The 18,395-nt window shown below is 64.6% G+C and carries 16 protein-coding genes; 6 read left to right on the top strand and 10 right to left on the bottom strand.

Translation table 11 applies throughout. From position 1 onward, the window contains the following. Positions 1–149: 149 nt before the first annotated feature. Genes ACNJYA_RS36095 through ACNJYA_RS36075 form a run of 5 tightly spaced genes read left to right on the top strand, consistent with a single transcriptional unit; the run spans position 150 to position 5,769 of the window. Positions 150–1,940: a peptide ABC transporter substrate-binding protein gene (locus ACNJYA_RS36095; RefSeq protein ID WP_172785988.1), complete on the top strand. Its 1,791-nt coding sequence runs from the start codon at positions 150–152 to the stop codon at positions 1,938–1,940. 26 nt (positions 1,941–1,966) lie between these two features. Continuing rightward, positions 1,967–2,926: an ABC transporter permease gene (locus ACNJYA_RS36090; RefSeq protein ID WP_172785987.1), complete on the top strand. Its 960-nt coding sequence runs from the start codon at positions 1,967–1,969 to the stop codon at positions 2,924–2,926. Beyond that, complete coding sequence (locus ACNJYA_RS36085; protein ID WP_172785986.1) at positions 2,892–3,809, top strand: ABC transporter permease; 918 nt, start codon at positions 2,892–2,894, stop codon at positions 3,807–3,809. The genes ACNJYA_RS36090 and ACNJYA_RS36085 overlap by 35 nt, the downstream gene beginning before the upstream one ends. Then, on the top strand, positions 3,809–4,804 hold the full coding sequence (locus ACNJYA_RS36080) for an ABC transporter ATP-binding protein (protein ID WP_172785985.1): 996 nt from the start codon (positions 3,809–3,811) through the stop codon (positions 4,802–4,804). Before ACNJYA_RS36085 ends, ACNJYA_RS36080 begins: the two co-directional genes overlap by 1 nt. Continuing rightward, positions 4,801–5,769 carry an ABC transporter ATP-binding protein gene (locus ACNJYA_RS36075; RefSeq protein ID WP_439364792.1) on the top strand — a complete coding sequence of 323 codons (969 nt, stop codon included), beginning with the start codon at positions 4,801–4,803 and terminating at the stop codon, positions 5,767–5,769. The genes ACNJYA_RS36080 and ACNJYA_RS36075 overlap by 4 nt, the downstream gene beginning before the upstream one ends. A 60-nt stretch (positions 5,770–5,829) precedes the next feature. Here ACNJYA_RS36075 and ACNJYA_RS36070 read toward each other — a convergent pair whose 3' ends face one another. Together ACNJYA_RS36070 and ACNJYA_RS36065 are read right to left on the bottom strand one after the other, a co-directional pair. Continuing rightward, positions 5,830–6,477, bottom strand: a complete 648-nt coding sequence (locus ACNJYA_RS36070; protein ID WP_439364791.1) for an HAD family hydrolase — start codon at positions 6,475–6,477, stop codon at positions 5,830–5,832. A gap of 49 nt (positions 6,478–6,526) precedes the next feature. Further along, positions 6,527–7,558, bottom strand: a complete 1,032-nt coding sequence (locus ACNJYA_RS36065) for a helix-turn-helix domain-containing protein (protein ID WP_439364790.1) — start codon at positions 7,556–7,558, stop codon at positions 6,527–6,529. A gap of 147 nt (positions 7,559–7,705) precedes the next feature. Between ACNJYA_RS36065 and ACNJYA_RS36060 the strand changes: the two genes are divergently transcribed. Beyond that, positions 7,706–8,158: a YncE family protein gene (locus ACNJYA_RS36060; protein ID WP_439364789.1), complete on the top strand. Its 453-nt coding sequence runs from the start codon at positions 7,706–7,708 to the stop codon at positions 8,156–8,158. Positions 8,159–8,259: 101 nt separating this feature from the next. Here ACNJYA_RS36060 and ACNJYA_RS36055 read toward each other — a convergent pair whose 3' ends face one another. The 8 genes from ACNJYA_RS36055 to ACNJYA_RS36020 all read right to left on the bottom strand — a co-directional run bounded on the left by ACNJYA_RS36055 (position 8,260) and on the right by ACNJYA_RS36020 (position 18,395). Next, positions 8,260–10,164, bottom strand: coding sequence for a sensor domain-containing diguanylate cyclase (locus ACNJYA_RS36055; RefSeq protein ID WP_439364788.1), 1,905 nt, complete (start codon positions 10,162–10,164; stop codon positions 8,260–8,262). A gap of 160 nt (positions 10,165–10,324) precedes the next feature. Beyond that, positions 10,325–10,546 carry a dodecin gene (locus ACNJYA_RS36050; protein ID WP_172785980.1) on the bottom strand — a complete coding sequence of 74 codons (222 nt, stop codon included), beginning with the start codon at positions 10,544–10,546 and terminating at the stop codon, positions 10,325–10,327. Between the two features lie 261 nt (positions 10,547–10,807). After that, positions 10,808–11,365 carry an HNH endonuclease gene (locus ACNJYA_RS36045; RefSeq protein WP_172785979.1) on the bottom strand — a complete coding sequence of 186 codons (558 nt, stop codon included), beginning with the start codon at positions 11,363–11,365 and terminating at the stop codon, positions 10,808–10,810. 203 nt (positions 11,366–11,568) lie between these two features. Further along, on the bottom strand, positions 11,569–12,546 hold the full coding sequence (locus tag ACNJYA_RS36040) for a peptidyl-alpha-hydroxyglycine alpha-amidating lyase family protein (RefSeq protein ID WP_439364787.1): 978 nt from the start codon (positions 12,544–12,546) through the stop codon (positions 11,569–11,571). Positions 12,547–12,683: 137 nt separating this feature from the next. Further along, positions 12,684–14,471, bottom strand: a complete 1,788-nt coding sequence (locus ACNJYA_RS36035) for a flavin-containing monooxygenase (RefSeq protein WP_439364786.1) — start codon at positions 14,469–14,471, stop codon at positions 12,684–12,686. Positions 14,472–14,634: 163 nt separating this feature from the next. Then, positions 14,635–16,161 (bottom strand): acyl-CoA synthetase, encoded by a 1,527-nt coding sequence (locus tag ACNJYA_RS36030; RefSeq protein WP_439364785.1) that lies wholly within the window; start codon positions 16,159–16,161, stop codon positions 14,635–14,637. A gap of 23 nt (positions 16,162–16,184) precedes the next feature. Beyond that, positions 16,185–17,369, bottom strand: coding sequence for an ABC transporter substrate-binding protein (locus ACNJYA_RS36025; protein WP_439401661.1), 1,185 nt, complete (start codon positions 17,367–17,369; stop codon positions 16,185–16,187). A gap of 51 nt (positions 17,370–17,420) precedes the next feature. Continuing rightward, positions 17,421–18,395 (bottom strand): NAD(P)H-dependent flavin oxidoreductase, encoded by a 975-nt coding sequence (locus ACNJYA_RS36020; RefSeq protein WP_439401660.1) that lies wholly within the window; start codon positions 18,393–18,395, stop codon positions 17,421–17,423.

Below are 18,395 nucleotides of genomic sequence, written 5' to 3'. Positions count from 1 at the left end.
ATTTTGCCCAACGGACAGCCAGAAGACCGTTTGCATACACACGGTCCCAGTTGACGTGCACCCCATTCGGTGTGCCATCTACCGCCAGCCAAACCCGGCGGTCGCGAGCGGCCGCCTGCATCCATGCCGGAACCAGACGGGGGACAACCATGCTGGACAAAGAGCTGCGTTCGATGATCGGTCAGGTGAAGGACGGACGGATGGACCGCCGCGCCTTCGTCAAGCGCCTCGCCGCGGTCGGTCTCACCGCTCCCCTGGCCAACCAGCTCCTCGCGCTCGGCGGCGTTGCCATGGCGCAGAGCCCCGCGGTCTACAAGCCGACCAAGCGCGGGGGCGGCGGCCCTCTCAAGGTGCTGTGGTGGCAGGGGCCGACGCTACTCAATCCGCATTTCGCCACCGGCACCAAGGACCAGGACGGATCGCGGGTTTTCTACGAACCGCTCGCGAGCTGGGACGCCGACGGCAATCTCAACCCCATCCTCGCTGCAGAGATTCCCTCGGTTGCAAACGGCGGTCTCGCCGCCGATGCCAAGTCGGTGGTCTGGAAAATCAAGCCGGGAGTCAAATGGCACGATGGCAAACCGCTGACTGCCGACGACTTCGTGTTCACCTGGCAATACGCCAGCGATCCTGCCACGGCTGCCGTCAGCATCAGCACCTATGGTGACATCACGGTCGAGAAGGTCAGCGATCTTTCGATTCGCATCCTGTTCAAGACCCCGACGCCGTTCTGGGCCAACGCGTTCGTCGGCGCTTATGGATGCGTTATCCCGAAGCATCTGTTTGCCGACTACAAGGGCTCGAAGTCCCGCGAGGCGCCGAACAATCTGTCCCCGGTGGGCACCGGTCCCTATAAATTCGTCGAGTTCAAGCCGGGCGATGTGGTCCGTGGCGAGCTCAATCCCGACTATCACATGCCCAATCGTCCGCATTTCGACACCATCGAGATGAAGGGCGGCGGCGATGCCGTCTCGGCGGCGCGCGCGGTGATCCAGACCGGCGAATTCGATTTCGCCTGGAACATGCAGGTCGAAGACGACGTGCTGCTGCGTCTGGAGAAGGGCGGCAAGGGCAAGACCGTCTATGCCACCGGCGGCGACATCGAGTTCATCGCCATCAATTTCACCGACCCCAACGTCGAGATCGACGGCGAGCGATCCTCGATCAAGACCAAGCACCCGATCCTGTCGGATCCGAACGTGCGCAAGGCACTCGCCCTGCTCGTGGACCGCGAGTCCGTCAAGAAAGCGATCTACGGCCGGGCCGGACGCACCACGGCCAACTACCTCAACGGTCCCGAGAAGTTCGTCTCCAAGAACACCTCGTGGGAGTTCAACGTCGAGAAGGCGTCGAAGATGCTCGATGACGCCGGCTGGAAGGTCGGCGCCGACGGCATCCGCGAGAAAGACGGCAAGAAATTCAAGCTTCTGTACCAGACCTCGACCAACGGTCCGCGCCAGAAGACCCAGGCCATCGTCAAGCAGGCCTGCCAGAAGGCCGGCATCGACGTGGAACTGAAATCGGTGGTTGCCTCGGTCTTTTTCTCGTCCGACGTCGCCAACCCGGACACCTACCCCAAGTTCTATGCCGACATCGAGGAGTTCCAGATCCCAATGACGCAGCCGGATCCGGCCCTGCACATGCGCCGCTACATCTCCGCCAATGTGGCCACCAAGGAGAACAAATGGCAGGGGCAGAACTTCCCGCGCTATGTCAACAAGGAGTATGATGACGCCATCGCTGCGGCCGAGACCGAGACCGATCCGGTCAAGCGCGCCGCGCTCTACATCAAGTGCAACGACCTGTTGTGGCAGGACACCGTGTTCATTCCGGTAATGCATCGTCTGCTGGTGGATGCCTGCTCCAACACGTTGCGGCCGGCGCTCTCGGGCTGGGCCAATCGGACCGACAACATCCAGGACTGGTACCGGGAGGCATGAGCGCAGGCTAAACGGGATTCTTCCCTATGAGTCAGTATGTCCTGCGTCGCCTCCTGATTGCCGTTCCGAGCCTGCTGGCGATTTCGCTGGTGCTGTTCGTCGTGCTCGCGCTCGCCCCCGGCGATCCGTTCTCCGAACTGGCCACCAATCCGAACGTGCCGCCCGAAGTGCAGGCGGCGCTTCGGGCCAAGTTTGGTCTCGACGATCCGATCTACCTCCGGTACCTGCACTGGCTCAACGCCATGCTGCACGGCGACTGGGGCTTCTCCTTCGTCAGCCGGATGAACGTCGACACGCTGATTCTGCAGCGCCTGCCGGCCACACTCTATGTGATCGGCTCGGCGCAGATCCTGGCGCTGCTGATCGCGATTCCGGTCGGCGTCTACGCCGCGACCAGGCCGTATTCGCTGTTCGACCAGATCGCGAATACGCTCGCCTTCGTCGGTTTCTCGCTGCCGACCTTCTTCACCGGCATCCTGTTCATCCTGATCTTCTCGGTCACGCTGGACTGGCTGCCTTTCGTCTACACCACCGACATCAAGGCGACCGGCATCCGCTGGGTGCTTGAGATGATCCGTCAGGCGATCATGCCGGTGGCGGTGCTCGGCCTGTTCCAGGCGGCGTCGATGACGCGCTTCGTGCGCTCGGCGATGCTCGACGTCATTCGGCTCGACTACGTCACCACGGCGCGGGCCAAGGGCCTCGGCCAGGCCACGGTGATCGTCAAGCACGTGATGCGCAACGCCATGATCCCCGTGGTGACGTTGATCGCGTTGCAGATGCCCGCGGTGTTCGGCGGCGCCATCGTCACCGAGCAGATCTTCCGCATTCCCGGCATCGGCTCGCTGCTGATCTCCTCCATCCTTTCCAACGACACGCCGGTGGTGATGGCCGTGACCTTCGTCTTCGCGTGCCTGGTCGTGCTGTTCAATCTCATCGCGGACGTCCTTTATGGCTGGCTTGACCCTCGCATCTCCCTCCGCTGAGCGGCGCGCCTATTCGCCCTGGCGCGAAGCATGGCGACGCTACAGCCGCCACCGGCTCGCGGTGGTCAGCGCTGTCCTGCTCCTCATCCTGGTGCTCGCCGTCTTGCTTGGGCCGTTCGTGTGGCGCGTGAAGATCAACGAGATCGACATCGTCGCGGGCCTGCAGGGTCCGTCGCTCGCTCATCCCTTCGGCACCGACGATCTTGGCCAGGACATCCTGGCGCGCATGATCTATGGCGGCCGCATCTCGCTCGCGGTCGGGCTCGCCGCGATGCTGGTCGCCGTCATCATTGGCACGCTGATCGGCGCGCTCGCCGGCATGTCGCGCGGCGCGCTCGGGCACGGGCTGATGTGGCTCACCGATCTGTTCCTGTCGCTGCCGCAATTGCCGCTGCTCCTGCTGCTGATCTATCTGTTCCGCGACGGGCTGAAGCAGGTGTTCGGGCCCGAAGGCGGCATCTTCATCCTGATCGTGCTCGTGATCGGAGGCCTGCGCTGGATGCCGGTGGCGCGGCTGGTGCGTGCCCAGTTCCTGTCGCTCCGCGAGAAGGAATTCGTCGAAGCCGCGCGCGCGCTCGGCGCCAGCCCGGTGCGGCAGGTGGTGCGGCACATCCTGCCCAATGCAGTCGGGCCGGTGATCATCGCCGGCACCATCGACGTCGCCGCCGCGATCATCGCGGAATCGACGCTGTCCTTCCTCGGCCTCGGCTTCCCGCCGGATACCCCGACCTGGGGCCGGCTGCTGTTTGATGCCAAGGATTTTCTCGACATCGGCCCGCACTGGGCGCTGTTCCCGGGCGGCGCGATCTTCATCGCGGTGGTGGCCATCAACTTCATGGGTGATGGTCTGCGCGACGCGCTCGATGCGCGACGGGTGATCTGATGGCGCCGCTGCTCGAGATCAAGGGCCTGAAAACCCACTTCTCCACCGACGACGGCATCCTCCAGGCCGTCGACGGGGTCGACATCTCCATCAACAAGGGCGAGACGCTTTGCGTCGTCGGCGAATCCGGCTGCGGCAAGACCGTGACCGCGATGTCGATCCTGAAGCTGATCGCGATGCCGCCGGGGCGGATCGCGGCAGGCCAGATCATCTTCGAGGGGCGCGATCTCGTGCCGCTGACCAGCAATCAGCTCGACGAGATCCGCGCCAAGGAGATCGGCTTCATCTTCCAGGAGCCGATGACCTCGCTCAACCCGGTGCTCACGATCGGCGAGCAGATCGCCGAGAGCCTGCGGCGGCACGAAGCGGTGACCAAGAAGCAGGCGCTCGAGCGCACCATCGAGATGCTGAAGCTGGTGCAGATCCCCAATGCCGAAGGCCGCGTGCACAATTATCCGCATCAGTTCTCCGGCGGCATGCGCCAGCGCGTGATGATCGCGATGGCGCTCGCCTGCAAGCCGAAGCTGATCATCGCCGACGAGCCCACCACCGCGCTCGACGTCACCATCCAGGCACAGATCCTCGACCTGTTGCAGGACATGAAGGACCGCTTCGGCATGGCGGTGATGCTGATCACCCATGCCATGGGCGTCGTCGCCGAGACCGCGCAGCGGGTCGTCGTGATGTATGCCGGCAAGGTGGTGGAGGAGGCGCCCGTCGACGATCTCTTCGGCGATCCCCGTCACCCCTATACGCAAGGCCTGATCCGCTCGATCCCGCGCATCGATCTCGACAGCGAGCACAAGACGCGGCTCGAGGCGATCGGCGGCTCGGTGCCGATCCTGATCAACCCGCCGGTCGGCTGCCGCTTCGCGCCGCGCTGCAAGTTCGCCATGAATGTCTGCACCGAGAAGGAGCCGCTGCTGCGCGAGATCGCGCCCGGTCACCGCATGGCCTGTCATCTCGGCGATCCGAACCTGGGAGCCGCGTCATGAGCGAGCCCTTGCTCCGCGTCAGCGGCCTGAAGAAACATTTTCCTGTGCTCGGCGGCCTGCTGTCGCGCCAGGTCGGCACTGTCTATGCGGTCGACGGCGTGTCGTTCTCGGTCAACCGCGGCGAGACGCTCGGTCTCGTCGGCGAATCCGGTTGCGGCAAGTCGACGACCGGGCGCTGCGTGCTGCGCCTGATCGAGCCGACCGACGGCGAGGTCGTCTTCGACGGCCAGGACGTGCGCAAGCTCGGCGGCAACGATCTGCGCGCCATGCGGCGGAACATGCAGCTGGTGTTTCAGGATCCGTTCGCCTCGCTCAATCCGCGCATGACGGTCGGCGCCATTCTCGGCGAGGCCTTCACCATCCACAATCTTGCCTCCTCCCCGAAAGAGCGCGAGGAGCGCGTTGCGGGCCTTCTGGTCAAGGTCGGGCTCAAGGCCGAGCACATGCGCCGCTATCCGCACGAATTCTCCGGCGGCCAGCGCCAGCGCATCGTGATCGCCCGTGCGCTTGCGGTGGAACCGAAGCTGATCGTCTGCGACGAGCCGGTCTCCGCGCTCGACGTGTCGATCCAGGCGCAGGTGATCAACCTCCTGGAGGACCTCCAGGCCGAACTGAACCTGACCTATCTCTTCGTCGCGCACGACCTCTCGGTGGTCGAGCACATCTCCGACCGCGTCGCGGTGATGTATCTCGGCCGCATCGTCGAGCTCGCCAAGGCCAGCGATCTCTACCGCAACCCGCAGCATCCCTACACCAGAGCGCTGCTGTCGGCGGTGCCGGTGCCCGATCCCAAGCTGAAGCGCGAGCGCATCCGCCTCAAGGGCGACGTGCCGAGCCCGATGAAGCCGCCCTCCGGCTGTCACTTCCACACCCGCTGCCCGATCGCCCAGCCGCGCTGCGCGGAAAGCGCGCCGGTGTTGAGGGAGGGCGCGGGCGGGCACTTCGTGGCGTGCCATCTGGCGTAGTGCCATGAATCCGCAGGGCGGCCATTAGCGCTTGCGCGCGCTTCCGCACCCTACGCTTGTTCATCCATGAAGCAGTCCATGTTCCGAAAGAGCCTGCCTGAAAGCCTCCACGGACGTGTGATGATGCGCGAAAAGGCCCGCCTTTCGCGCGCCGGCGACGTTGGCCGCGAGGTCGTCGACGAACAGGACGGCTTCCGGCCTCACGTCGAGATCCGAAAGGCAGAGGCGATAGCAGCGCGGGTCCGGCTTGGCCGTCTTGAATTGGGCCGAGGCATAGATCCGCGAGCCGAACAGTGGACGCAGGTCCGGCAGCAGCGTGTCGATGTGGTCGGCGACCAGCGTGGTATTGTTGGTCAGGACCGCAATATCGACGGTTTGCCGCAAGCTCCCAGCAATCTCCAGCATCGCGCGATCCGCCTCCATTGAGCGGCGCCGCGCCTCGACCCACTCGTCGAGCGACAACGGATAGCCAATGCGCTCACCGAAGCCCCGCAGATAGTCCGCGGCCTCGAGCGCGCCGGAATCGCCGAGCGCTTCAAAGCCACTGTCCCAGATTGCCGCGTGGACGGCTTCGCTGGTCGTCCCCGCAAGCTCGGCGAGACATGCGACGCGCTTACCCCTGTCGTAATCGCATAGGACGTTGTCCATGTCGAACAGGACGAGCTTGATGACGTCAGTCACGGCGGCACTCGCGGATTGGCCGAACATCGGCCGTGAGTGCACTCATATCCCGCCGGAACGCGGGCGACAAATCCCGCTACGGCCGCGATCCGCGCCGCCGTGCGAGTTGATGCAGCACCGTGTCGACGGCCGGCACCGCTCCGGTCTCACGCAGCCAGGCGTCGGCCAACTCCCTGAGTTCGCCCGGCGTCAGGCCGAACTTGCGGCGGAATGCGCGAATGAAGGTGGAATCGCTGCTGAAGCGCATGTCGACGGCGAGCTCGATCAGGCGGCCGTCCTGCGCGGACGGCGATATCAACCGCCGAAACGCGAGATTGAGCCGCTGCTCCCGCACATAATGGGCAAGTCCGCCCTCGGCCTCGAACAGCCGGTAGAGGGTCGCGCGCGAGATCTGGAAATGGCGGCAGAGCTCTTCCGCGGTGAGCGCATCGGTTTCGAGATTGTTCGCGATGTGGCGCTTGATCAGCGTGATGTAAAGATGGCGCTCGGCGCGCTCGAGGCCCGCGACGATTTCAGCCGTCCCGCCGGCTGCGGCCGCGACGAGGTCGGCGATCGCCTCGACCGTGGCCTCGGCATGGCCGGTCGCGGTGTCTGTCCCGGGCCCGGAGCGCAAGGCGAGCGCGGCGTAGTGGCTGGCGAGCAGGCGGGCATGAGGATGGTCCGAGGGCAGCAGAGTTGCCGTCGCCGCATCCGGATGGGCGAGCCGCGGTGCCAGCATCGCGCGTTGCAGGACGATCGACATCAGGCGGGTGCGGCCGCCCGCGGCGCGCAGCGCGGTCCGGTTCGGTTGCGCCATGTCGATGAGGACGATGTCGCCGGGCCGCAGCGTGACCTCGCGCCGGCCCGAGCCGAACTTCATCTCGCCCTCAAGGCAGAGGGTGATCTGAAAATGATCCATGACGCCGCGGGCGACGTGTGCGGCCGAGCGGTCATAATCCTGGTCGGTGGCACGCGTGTCGATCAGCAACGCGTTGCGAGTCATCATCGTCACGGTGGTGACATGAAAATCGTCCTCCGCGGTATGCGGAATGACCTCGCAGATGTCGATCGTCATCGCGCGCAACCGCGCGAGCGCCTCCGGGCCGCGCCCGGGAATGTCTGCCGCCATGCTCACGTTCAACGCTGTGTCGTCCACATCCCCTCACGACGCGGAAGAACCGCACGCAACTGAATTCCCGAGATCGGCGGCAAGCCAATGTCGCGTCTGGATGTAGCCATTCGGAAATCGGTGTGCAAGCGAGGCGAGGTAGAGGGAGTGAATGACATTGTGCAACTATTACGAGATTTACGTGGATTTTGCCTCGCGCTGAGACGTTGGGCAAGGACCCGGGTCTATGTCGCCAACGAGAACTCTTCAAACATCTCGATCATCGACGCCGCGTCGAAGACCGTCATCGGCACGGTCGGGGTCGGAAGCGCCCCCTCCGGCATCACGATATCTTCGGACGGAAGCCGGATCTATGTGGCCAATCAAGGCAGTGGCAGCGTCACGGTGATCGATGCAGCGTCGCAATCGGTGGTGACGACGGTTTCGGTCTCAGGAGCCCCCTTGAGTGCTGCGGCCAGCCCGGACGGGTCGCGGATCTACGTCACGACGCAGTCCAGCCAACTCGTGGTCATCAATGCTCTGACGAACACGGTCACGGCAAACGTGACCCTGTCCGTAGTCGCACAGGACGTTGTCCATGTCGAACAAGGACGAGCTTGATCGCATCGGTCACAGCAGAATCTCTCGGACCGGCCAAGTATCGAGCCGTTGCCTACGGTCATATCCTGCCGGATCGCGAGCGGCAAATCCGGCCGTGCAGCTCACGCGGTTTTCGCGGGCCATGGGATCACCTGGCCCGACATCACCAGCCGGTCTCGGCCGCTCTCCTTGGCGGCGTAGAGCGCACGGTCGGCGGCGGCGACCAGCGTGCTAGAATCCATCGCAGTCTGGGACGGAAGAGCCGCGGCGCCGCCGACGCTCGCAGTCACGAGCCGGGAAGGCGGATTTTGCGCATGCAGCATGGCGAGATCGTGCAACGCCTGGCGAATCGCTTCTCCAACCTCGGCGCAGCCTTCGGGGCCGGTGTTCGGCAGCAGCACGGCGAATTCCTCGCCGCCATAGCGCGCCGCGAAGTCGGCTGGACGCCTGGCCTGGGCGGATAGAATCCGGGCCAGCGCGCGCAAGCAGGCGTCGCCCGCCAGATGCCCGTAGAGGTCGTTGAATTTCTTGAAATGATCGACATCGATCAGCAGCAGCGAGAGCTGCGTTCCGTCGCGGCGAGCCCGCGCCCATTCGTCGGCAAGGCGGTCGTCGAAGGCGCGGCGGTTGGCGAGGCCGGTGAGACCGTCGGTGGTTGCCAGCGAGGCGAGCCTGTCCTGAAGATCCTTCTGCTCGGTCATGTCGCGCACGACTGCGACGACGCCGTCGACCACGCCGCTGTCGGACGCCACGGTCACATGTAGCGCCGCCTCGGCCCAGATCTCGCCCCTGTCGCGATGACGCTGCCGATAGACGAACCGCGCTTCCTCCGCCTCGCCTTTCTTCAGCGCGGCGATGGCCTGCTCAACCCGTTCCATGTCGTCCGCGTGAATGCCGGCGAGGGCCGAGGTGCCCAGCAGTTCTTCGGCCGACCGGCCGGTGATGCGCGCGCAGGAGGGAGAGACGTAGAGCAGCCGGTTATCGAGCCCGATGCGGGTTACCATGTCGCTGGATTGTTCGGCCAGTAGGCGGAAATTGGCTTCCTTGGCGACCAGGGCCTGTGCCGTGCGCTGCCGCTGTAGTAGCTGACGGACGAGATAGTAGCCGATCACCGCGATCAAGAGCACGAGTCCGAGAACGAAGCTCATGCGTGTTGCTGCTGCGCGCCGCCAGGGGGCGAGTACGTCGTCCTGCGACTTGCTCGCCAGCACCATCAGCGGATAGCGGCTGCTGCGCTGGTAATAGCTCAGCCGCGCCACGCCATCGAGCGGCGATTTGAAATAATAAACCGCCGCGGCGGGGCGGCTCTTCCAGCTTTTGAACAAGGGCGCATCGGACAGGTCGCGTCCGACGAAGGCGCCGCTCTCGTCGCGACTGCGCGCCAGCATGATGCCGCTGCCGTTGAGCAGAGATGCCGAGCCGTTCGACCCGATGTCGAACCGCTCGTAGAACTTGACGAAATAGCTGACGTCGATCGTGAGCAGGGCAACGCCGGCGAAGCCGCCGTCGGAATCGTTGATCCGGCGGGATGCAGTGATGATCCACTGGCCGCCGGAGCGGCTCTTGATAGGCCGCCCGATCAGCGTGCCCGTCTCGGGAGAATCGCGATGGCGCTGGAAATATTCGCGGTCGTTGTTGTTGAGCTTGGAAAAGTCGAGGCGCTCCGTCGTGGCGAGCCAGCGGCCGGTCGCATCATAGACGAAGATGCCGCGGATGCGGTCCGATGATTTGCGGGTCGGCAGATAGGCCTGGAGCTTCGTAATCGTGTCCGGACCCGTCCCGTCGAGTTCGAGCCGGTGGACCAGCCCGACCAGAATCGTATCGGCAAGCTCGAACGTGTCGTCCGCATGCTGGATCAGCGAATGAGCAACGTTCGCCACGTCGATCTCGGCGTTCCTCAGATCGGCGTTGCGCGCCTCCCATTCGCGCCAGGCACTCAGGCCGAGGATGGTCACGCAAATCAGCACGACGAATCCGGCCGCCCAGAGCGGAAGGCGCGTCTTGCCGAGTTCGCGGCTCGTGACCATCAGGCTTGCTCCAAATCGGAGCAAACCTCTCACTTTCGCCTTAACGGCCTATTGCAATATCCGCGATGATTGTGCGGGGTCTGTACTGGACCGGGGGAACCATCGATATATCTTGGTTCATTCGCGTCAGCGGATGTTAACCTCGCTCCAGCCTAAGGCTTCATCCTTCCAACGTGAAACCGACGCGCAGCGTCACCTGAAAATGACGCACGGCGCCGTTCTCGACATGGCCGCGCGTCTGCACGACCTCGAACCATCTTATCTCGCGAACAGTCTTCGAGGCGCGGCTGATGGCGTTCTTGATCGCATCCTCGATCGAGGTCTCAGACGATCCGACGAGGTCCAGGATCTTGTAGACGTGATCGTGCTCGGGTGTGGGCATGGCCTTTCCCTTGTTTGATATGTTGCCATCCGAAACATGTATGGCGGAAGCGCAGGCGAGCGTGCCTGGCCCACGGTCTGAACGGTCGTCGAAGCTTCGGGTTCCTTGCTCCGCGATGGCCCGCATCCAGCCGAGGTGGAGCGGCCCGCGCCGGCCTGCTAAGCGTTGGGGATGGACACGGCGCGACGCGACGATCGGCTCTCTCTGCCTCTGCGTGACGCTGGCGTTGCAGCGAGGAGAGCAGAGCGCGCTGCTCGAACCCTACGGATCCAGCTCCGTATCCCAGTACAGATAGTCCAGCCAGCTGTCGTGCAGATAGTTCGGCGGGAAGAGGCGACCGTTGCGGTGGAGCTGGTGCACGGTCGGTGCGAACGCGGTCTGGCGCGGAAACATCTTCGCCTGCGCCGGCGTGAGATTGCCCTTGCGCAAATTACACGGCGAGCACGCCGCGACCACGTTCTCCCAGGTAGTCTGGCCGCCTTTGCTGCGCGGGACGATGTGATCGAAGGTGAGGTCTTCGGGCGAGCCGCAATATTGGCAGGCGAAACGATCGCGCAGGAAGACGTTGAACCGGGTGAAGGCGGGGTGGGTGGTCGGCTTGACGAAGGACTTGAGCGAGACGACGCTGGGCAGCTGCATTTCCAGCGTGGGACTTCGAACCGCCTGATCGTAATGTGCGACGATGTTGACGCGGTCGAGGAACACCGCCTTGATCGCGTCTTGCCACGACCACAACGACAGTGGGTAGTAACTCAGCGGCCGGAAGTCCGCATTCAGCACCAACACCGGCCAACTGCCTTGCGAGACATGTGCGTTCAAGTAACGCTCCCGGCCTCCAATGTACGCTGCGAAGCAGCATGTATTGACATACTACATGCAGCGTGACGGGATTGTGAAGCCCGTTGAGCGACTTATTCAGCCGCGGCCAATGCGGCGGCGGGGTGGCGAACTGCCCAAAAACGCCGTGATTCGGAGAGGGCCGGGCGAGGCCTGGCGCGGAACCGCCGGGCAGGCGCCGATCCTCATTCCGGTACCCGCTCCAGCTTCTGCAGGCATCGCGTTGCGCGCACCGCGGCCGGCATCTCCTCGTCCGGAAAGCTGGTCTCCCAGTTGGTGACGCCGACCTCGCCGACATAGATATCGCCCTTCGAGTCCAGCGCGATGCCGTGTGGCGCCAGGAATTTGCCGCTGGCGACGCCTGGTCCCTCCTCGCCGCCGAGCCGCGCGATGCGATTTCCCCTGGCGTCCACGATCGACAGCCGCGGGCCGAGATTGGGCACATTGCGGTTGATGGCGAGGCCGGGGCCGAGCTCGCCGATCACGAAAGTCGGGCTCTTGGCCCCGCCGCAGCGGCACAGCGCGCAGGGGCGGTGCAGATTGTTCCACTGCGTCTCGTACTTGCCCTCGCCGTCGAACACCTGGACGCGGTGGTTCTCGCGATCGGCGACATAGACCCAGCCGTCGGCATCGGTCGCGATATTGTGCACGATGTTGAACTGGCCGGGATCGGTGCCCGGCTCGCCCCAGCTCTTGATCAGCTTGCCATCGGGTGTGAATTTGTGCACGCGCGCATTGCCATAGCCGTCGGAAACGTAGATCTCGCCCTTCGGCGACAGTGCGGTGTGGGTGCAGCGATGGAACGGCTCGCCGCTCATGAACGGTGCCGGCTTTGCGGGGATGCCGATCGTCAGCAGCACCTTGCCGTCGGTGGTGCATTTGCGCACGGTGTGGTCGCCGTCATCGGTGCAATAGAGATTGTCGTCGGCGTCGGTGTGCAGGCCGTGCGCGCGCGAGAACAGGCCTTCGCCGAAACTGCGCAGGAAATTGCCCTCGCGGTCCAGCACCACCATCGGGTGGGCGCCGCGGTTGAAGACGTAGACGCGGTCCTTGCTGTCGACCGCGACCGAGGCGACGTCGGTGAGCTGCCAGCCGTCCGGCAATTTCGCGAAGTTGTCGACGACGCGGTAACGGTGCTCGCCGCTGCCGAGAATGGCTGGCATGGGTGGTCCTTTCCTTTAGTTGCTTCTTCCGTGCAGGTCTGCATCCGCGTCGTCATTGCGAGCGCAGCGAAGGAATCCAGACTGTCTCCTCGGAAAAATTCTGGATTGCTTCGCTACGCTCGCAATGACGGTGTTGCTCAAGCTGTGCTCAGCGGCGTAGCCACAGCCTTTGGCAAAATCCCTTCCTCGATCGCCTTGATCTGCAGCGCCAGATATTTCGAGTTGATCCGGCATTGCGCGAGGCTCCCGGCGATGAACCAGAGGCCGGGCTGCTTGGTGCGCGCATACATGTTGCGCAGCTCGAAGCCGTCGCCAAAACCCCAGATCGGGCCGACGCGGTCGGCGATGCAATCGCCAAACAGCTTGCGCACCAGATATTCCTGCGGCTTGTAACCGGTCGAGAGCACGATCAGGTCGGCGGCAATGATCGAGCCGTCCCTCATCCGCGCGCCGTCGGCGTTGAAGCTTTCTATGTCGGAAAACTGCCTGAGCCCGATCTTGCCCTCGACGATCAGGTTGGAGCAGCCGACGTTGAAATAATAGCCGCCGCCGCGGGTGAGGTATTTGAACTGCCAGCCGGTGCCGGCCTCGCCGAAATCGAGCTTGAAGCCGACGCGCGAGAGGCCGTCGAGCAGCTCCCTGTCGAGCTGCTTCGACTGCTCGGTCAGCATCACATGCGTCTTCCTCGCGAGCGGCGTCGGCATCGAGGCCGCGATCAGATCGTTGTCCTCGAGCGTGCCCTCATTGTAGGTCGCATAGGCCAGCTGCGCCGACGGCTCGATGTTGGTGACCAGCGTGGGCGAGCGCTGCACCAGCGTCACCTCGGCGCCGCTGGAATGAAGATCCTGCGCGATATCGTGACCGCTGTTACCGGTGCCGATGACGATCGCGCGCTTGCCGGTCCAATTCTCGCCGTCCTCGTAGCGGCTGGAATGCAGCAGCGTGCCCTTGAAATTGTCGAGCGCCGGAATGTCTGGAATGTTAGCGATGCCGCTGACGCCGGTCGCCATGATCACATGGCGCGGATGCATAGTCCGCTTGCTGCCATCGGCGCGCCGCAGCGTGACAGTCCAACGGCCGCTCGCCTCGTCATAGGCGCCGCCCTCGAACTCGGTGCCGGTCCAGAAGTTCAGCTCCATGGCATCGACATAGGCCTCGAACCAGTTGGCGAGCTTGTCCTTGGGGATATAGACCGGCCAGCTCGGCGGAAACGGCATATAGGGGAGGTGATTGACCTGCACCTGGTTGTGCAGGGTCAGCGCGTGATAGCGCTTGCGCCAATTGTCGCCGATCCGCATCCCGCGATCGACGATCAGGGTATCGACCTGCAGCTGCTTCAGCCGCGCCGCAATCGCGAGCCCGGCCTGCCCGCCGCCGACCACCAGCACAGCGGGATCGCGCTCGGCATAGGCGCGCGCGGCATTGCGCTGGTCGAGCCAGTTCGGCCCGCGGAAGTCGCGCGAATAGGCCTGGCCGCGCGGCCGCGAGGTGCCGAGCTGTTCCTCGAAGCCTTTGAGCTCGTCGAGCGCGGTCAGTAGCGTCCATGCCTTCAGGCGGTCGCCGTCGGCCGTGTCAGGGATGAGCCGCACGATGCCGCTGCCGCGGCCGATCGCGGTCTCGAAGTGGAAGATCGCTTCGATGCTGTTGGTGCCGGCGCGCGTCACCCAGCGCGGCGGCGCCCGGTTCGGAGCGATCCTGAAATGGGTCGGCGCCGCCCTGGGCGCGCGCGCTGTCAGCTCCTGCGTGATCGCGTCGCGGCCCGCGACAGTCTGCAGGTTCCAGCTCAGCGCCAGCACGTCGCGCCAGAAGCCGTCAGCGAGGAAGAGCGGGTCCAGCGTCGCGGGATCAGGTCTGCCCAGGATGCGCTCGAAGTCGTCGAGCCAGCCTTGCGCGGCGATGGAAATATCCTGCGTCCGGTCCAGCATGCGCGACCTCATGGCCGTCTTCGCGGCGTTTCCTCAGAGATCGAACGCTATACGGTTTCGCCGTCCGCCAAAAGCCGCGAACCCGAGCGAGGCCGGCATGCGGCCCTGCCCGGATGGAATATGGCCCGGAATTCCACGCGTGCGGACGCGGCCGGAGAACGACTTAAGCGCCGCCCGGCCTCTGGTCCGCCCAATAGGGATCGCGCAGCTTGCGCTTGAAGATCTTTCCGGTTGCCTCGCGCGGCAGCGCATCCAGGAACTTGACCTCCTTCGGTACCTTGAAGTTGGCCAGCCGCTCGCGCAAGAAAGCCTGCACCGCGCCCGCGGAGAGCTGCGCGCCGGTCTCGGGCTCGATGCAGGCGCACAGCCGCTCGCCATATTCCGCGTCCGGGATGCCGAACACGGCGCAATCGCGCACCCCTCGCATGGCGATCAGCACGTTCTCGATCTCGGCGGGATAGATGTTGACGCCGCCCGAAATCACCATGTCGCGCTTGCGGTCGCACAGGAACAGATAGCCGTCCTCGTCGAGATAGCCGACGTCGCCGACGCTGACGAGCCCGTCGCGCCCGGCCTCGGCGCGCGCCTGCGCCTTGCCGTGATAGTCGAAATCGGGCACCGCGGTCTGGCGCATGTAGATCTCGCCGACCTCATTGACATCGCAGAGGCTGCCGTCGTCACGAAAAATCTTGAGGATGCCGCCTTCGATGGCGCGGCCGACCGTGCCGGGCTTCTTCAGCGCTTCTTCGGCCGAGTGCCAGACCGGGATGCCGGTCTCGGTCGAGCCGAAATATTCGTTGATGACCGGTCCCCACCATTCGATCATCGCCCGCTTCACCTCGGGCGGGCAGGGCGCCGCGCCATGCACCACGAAGCGCAGCGACGACAGGTCGTAGCGCTGCCTGACAGCGTCCGGCAGGCGCAGCAGGCGGACGAACATAGTCGGCACCATGTGGATATGCGTCACACGGTGGCGCTCGATCAGCGCCAGCAGCTCCTCGGCATCGAAGCGGGGCTGGAGGGCGATGGTGCAGCCGTTGCGGAAGGCCATCATGCCATAGGAATGCGGCGCCGAGTGATACATCGGCCCGTTGATCAGCACGACCTGGCCCTCGCGCGGCTTGATGCCGTAGGCGATCGCGCCGACCCGTTCGGACGCGGCGGCCTGCTCCGGCGGCATCGGCATGCGCCGCACGCCCTTTGGCATGCCCGTGGTCCCCGAGGTGTAGATCATCGCCGCGGCACGCCGCGGCGGCTCCTGGGTCTCGGTGTGGCCGTCGCGCCAACGGTCCCAATCGGTGAGGCCCGCCGGGACCTCGGTCAGCTCATGGGGAATGGCGAAGGTCGTCGCCAGCTCGGGCGGTGTCGCGACCACGAGCAGGCGGACATCCCCCGGAATGCCGCCCCGAATTTGCGGCAGCAGGTCGGCGTGGCAGATCAGGATCTTCGCGCCGCTGTCGGTCAGGATGTAGCGGACCTCCTCGGCCTTCAGGTGCCAGTTGATCGGCACCACCGGGCTGCCCAGTGCGGCGGAGGCCGCGACCACCTCGAACAAGGCGAAATCGTTGCGCAGCATCATGGCAACCGGCGCGCCTTCGGCAAGGCCGAGGGTACGCAGCCCGCTCGCCGCGCGTTTGATGCGCGCCTGGATCTCGTCATAGCCGATCCGGCGTTCGCCACTGATGATCATGGTGTGTCCTATTCCGTTCGAGGCTAGCGATCGTCCAGCACGTCGCCGAAGCCGACCCAGCTCTTGCCGTTGAAGCGCCGCAACTGCAGCTGCTGGAACGGCAGATAGTCGTCGGCGCCGGTGGTGACGGACATGCCGGGCAGCAGCAGCGGCAGCTTCACGTCCTTCAGCGAAGCGGACTGACGCAGGATGTTGTCGCGGCTGAAATCATCCTTGCATCCCTTCAGCACCGTCATCAGCAGCGTCGCGTAGTGGTAGCCGGCCGCATAGTTGGAGTTGGAGAGGTCCGCATTCGGCATGTACTGCTTCATGAAGGCGAAATATTCCTTCACGCCGGGATCGCTGGCCCATTGCGGGTCCATCGTGTCCTTCTGATTGCTCGACGAGATCAGGCCGACGGCGTTCTCGAGCCCGGCCGGCTCCAGAAAGGAGATCGACGAGGCCGAGGTCGGTACGAAGAACAGCTCGGGCTTCCAGCCGATCTCGGCGACGCCCTTGATCATCTGCGAGGTGAACTTGCCGAGCACGACACCGAACAGCACGTCGGCGCCCGATGCCTTCAGGGTCGAGAGCTGCGAGCTGATCGTCGGCGCGCTGGTCTCGTAGGTTGCTTCCGCAACGATCATGCCGGCGGCCTTGTCGCCGAGCGCGCGCTTGAAGCCGGCGACATAGTCGCGGCCGAAATCGTCGTTCTGGGAGAGAATGGCGATCTTGGCGCCCGGCTTGGTGCGCAGCACGTGCTTGGCGTAGACGACGCCCTCGGATTCATAGGCGGCCATGCCGGGCATGGTCCACGGATATTTCTGCGGATCGGCCCATTTGGTCGCGCCCGAAAGCACGAACAGCTGCGGCACCTTCTTGCCGTTGAGGTAGCGCTGCACGGCGCTGTTGGTGGCGGTGCCGAGCGAGCCGAACAACATCAGCACCTCGTCCTGCTCGACGAGCTTGCGGGTCTGCTCCACCGTCTTCGGCGGCGAATAGGCGTCGTCCAGCGTGATGAACTTGACCTTGCGGCCGTTGATGCCGCCTTCGGCATTGATCTTCTCGAAGAACGCCTCCTGCGTCCGGCCGATCGCGCCGAAGCCGGAGGCCGGGCCGCTATAGGGCAGAGTCTGTCCGATGCGGATCTCGTCCGTGCCTTCGCCATGGGCGCCGCCGCCGGCGAGCGCCAGCAGGGACAGGCCGATCAATGCGGCTGCCAGCTTCATGATGTCCTCCCGTTTTTGTTGCCAGTCCAATCCTGTTGTCGGACCACGCCGTCAGGCGCTGACGCGCATCAGGAAATCTTCTCTCGCCTGATCGAATTCACGCTTCATGCGCTCGACGAGCTCCGCCACGGGAGGAACATCGGTGATCTGGCCGATGCCCTGGCCCGATCCCCAGATGTCGCGCCACGCCTTGGACTTCATGTTGCCGCCGGAGCCAAAATTCATCTTTGATTTGTCTGCGGCGGGAAGATTGTCCGGATCGAGGCCGGCGGCGGCGATCGACGGGCCGAGATAATTGCCGTGCACACCGGTGAACAGGTTGGTGTAGACGATGTCGTGCGCGGCGTGCTGCGTCAGCGCCGACTTGTAGGTCTCATCCGCATTGGCTTCCTGTGTCGCGATGAAGCGCGTGCCCATATAGGCGAGGTCTGCACCCAGCGTCAGCGCCGAGGCGATGGCATAGCCGTCGCTGATCGCGCCCGACAGCAGGATGGCGCCGCCAAACCATTGCTTGACCTCGCGCACCAGCGCGAAGGGCGACAGCGTGCCGGCGTGTCCGCCCGCACCGGCGCAGACCAGGATCAGGCCGTCGACGCCCTGCTCGGCGGCTTTGCGCGCGTGCTTGACGTTGATGACGTCGTGGAACACCAGCCCGCCATAGGAATGCGCAGCCTCGACGATCTCCGCCGGCGGCCGCAGCGAGGTGATGATGATGGGCACCTTGTGCTTGACGCAGGTCTCCATGTCCTTCATCAGCCGGTCATTGGAGGCATGGCAGATCTGGTTGACGGCGTAGGGCGCGACCTTCTTGCCGGGATTGCGCGATTTGTATTCGCCGAGCTCGTCCTCGATCCGGCTCAGCCATTCGCCGAGCATCTCGACCGGGCGGGCATTGAGCGCGGGAAAGGAGCCGACGACGCCGGCCTTGCACTGGGCGATCACCAGTTCCGGGCCGGAGACGATGAACAGCGGCGAGCCGACCACGGGCAGCTCGAGCGAATCCTTCAAGAGAGTGGGCAGTGCCAT

The sequence above is a fragment of the Bradyrhizobium sp. BLXBL-01 genome (genome assembly GCF_051853025.1).
In the GTDB taxonomy this organism is placed as follows: domain Bacteria; phylum Pseudomonadota; class Alphaproteobacteria; order Rhizobiales; family Xanthobacteraceae; genus Bradyrhizobium.
The sequence above is the reverse complement of the archived record's forward strand: the minus strand, read 5'-3'. Positions and strand labels throughout refer to the sequence as shown.

Coding starts and splice junctions, on each gene's coding strand:
- ACNJYA_RS36085 (WP_172785986.1), top strand. CDS start 2,892: ATGGCTGGCTTGACCCTCGCATCTCCCTCCGCTGAGCGGCGCGCCTAT.
- ACNJYA_RS36055 (WP_439364788.1), bottom strand. CDS start 10,164: ATGGTCACGAGCCGCGAACTCGGCAAGACGCGCCTTCCGCTCTGGGCG.
- ACNJYA_RS36050 (WP_172785980.1), bottom strand. CDS start 10,546: ATGCCCACACCCGAGCACGATCACGTCTACAAGATCCTGGACCTCGTC.
- ACNJYA_RS36040 (WP_439364787.1), bottom strand. CDS start 12,546: ATGCCAGCCATTCTCGGCAGCGGCGAGCACCGTTACCGCGTCGTCGAC.
- ACNJYA_RS36020 (WP_439401660.1), bottom strand. CDS start 18,395: ATGGCACTGCCCACTCTCTTGAAGGATTCGCTCGAGCTGCCCGTGGTC.
- ACNJYA_RS36075 (WP_439364792.1), top strand. CDS start 4,801: ATGAGCGAGCCCTTGCTCCGCGTCAGCGGCCTGAAGAAACATTTTCCT.
- ACNJYA_RS36065 (WP_439364790.1), bottom strand. CDS start 7,558: ATGGCGGCAGACATTCCCGGGCGCGGCCCGGAGGCGCTCGCGCGGTTG.
- ACNJYA_RS36095 (WP_172785988.1), top strand. CDS start 150: ATGCTGGACAAAGAGCTGCGTTCGATGATCGGTCAGGTGAAGGACGGA.
- ACNJYA_RS36080 (WP_172785985.1), top strand. CDS start 3,809: ATGGCGCCGCTGCTCGAGATCAAGGGCCTGAAAACCCACTTCTCCACC.
- ACNJYA_RS36070 (WP_439364791.1), bottom strand. CDS start 6,477: ATGTTCGGCCAATCCGCGAGTGCCGCCGTGACTGACGTCATCAAGCTC.
- ACNJYA_RS36035 (WP_439364786.1), bottom strand. CDS start 14,471: ATGCTGGACCGGACGCAGGATATTTCCATCGCCGCGCAAGGCTGGCTC.
- ACNJYA_RS36090 (WP_172785987.1), top strand. CDS start 1,967: ATGAGTCAGTATGTCCTGCGTCGCCTCCTGATTGCCGTTCCGAGCCTG.
- ACNJYA_RS36030 (WP_439364785.1), bottom strand. CDS start 16,161: ATGATCATCAGTGGCGAACGCCGGATCGGCTATGACGAGATCCAGGCG.
- ACNJYA_RS36025 (WP_439401661.1), bottom strand. CDS start 17,369: ATGAAGCTGGCAGCCGCATTGATCGGCCTGTCCCTGCTGGCGCTCGCC.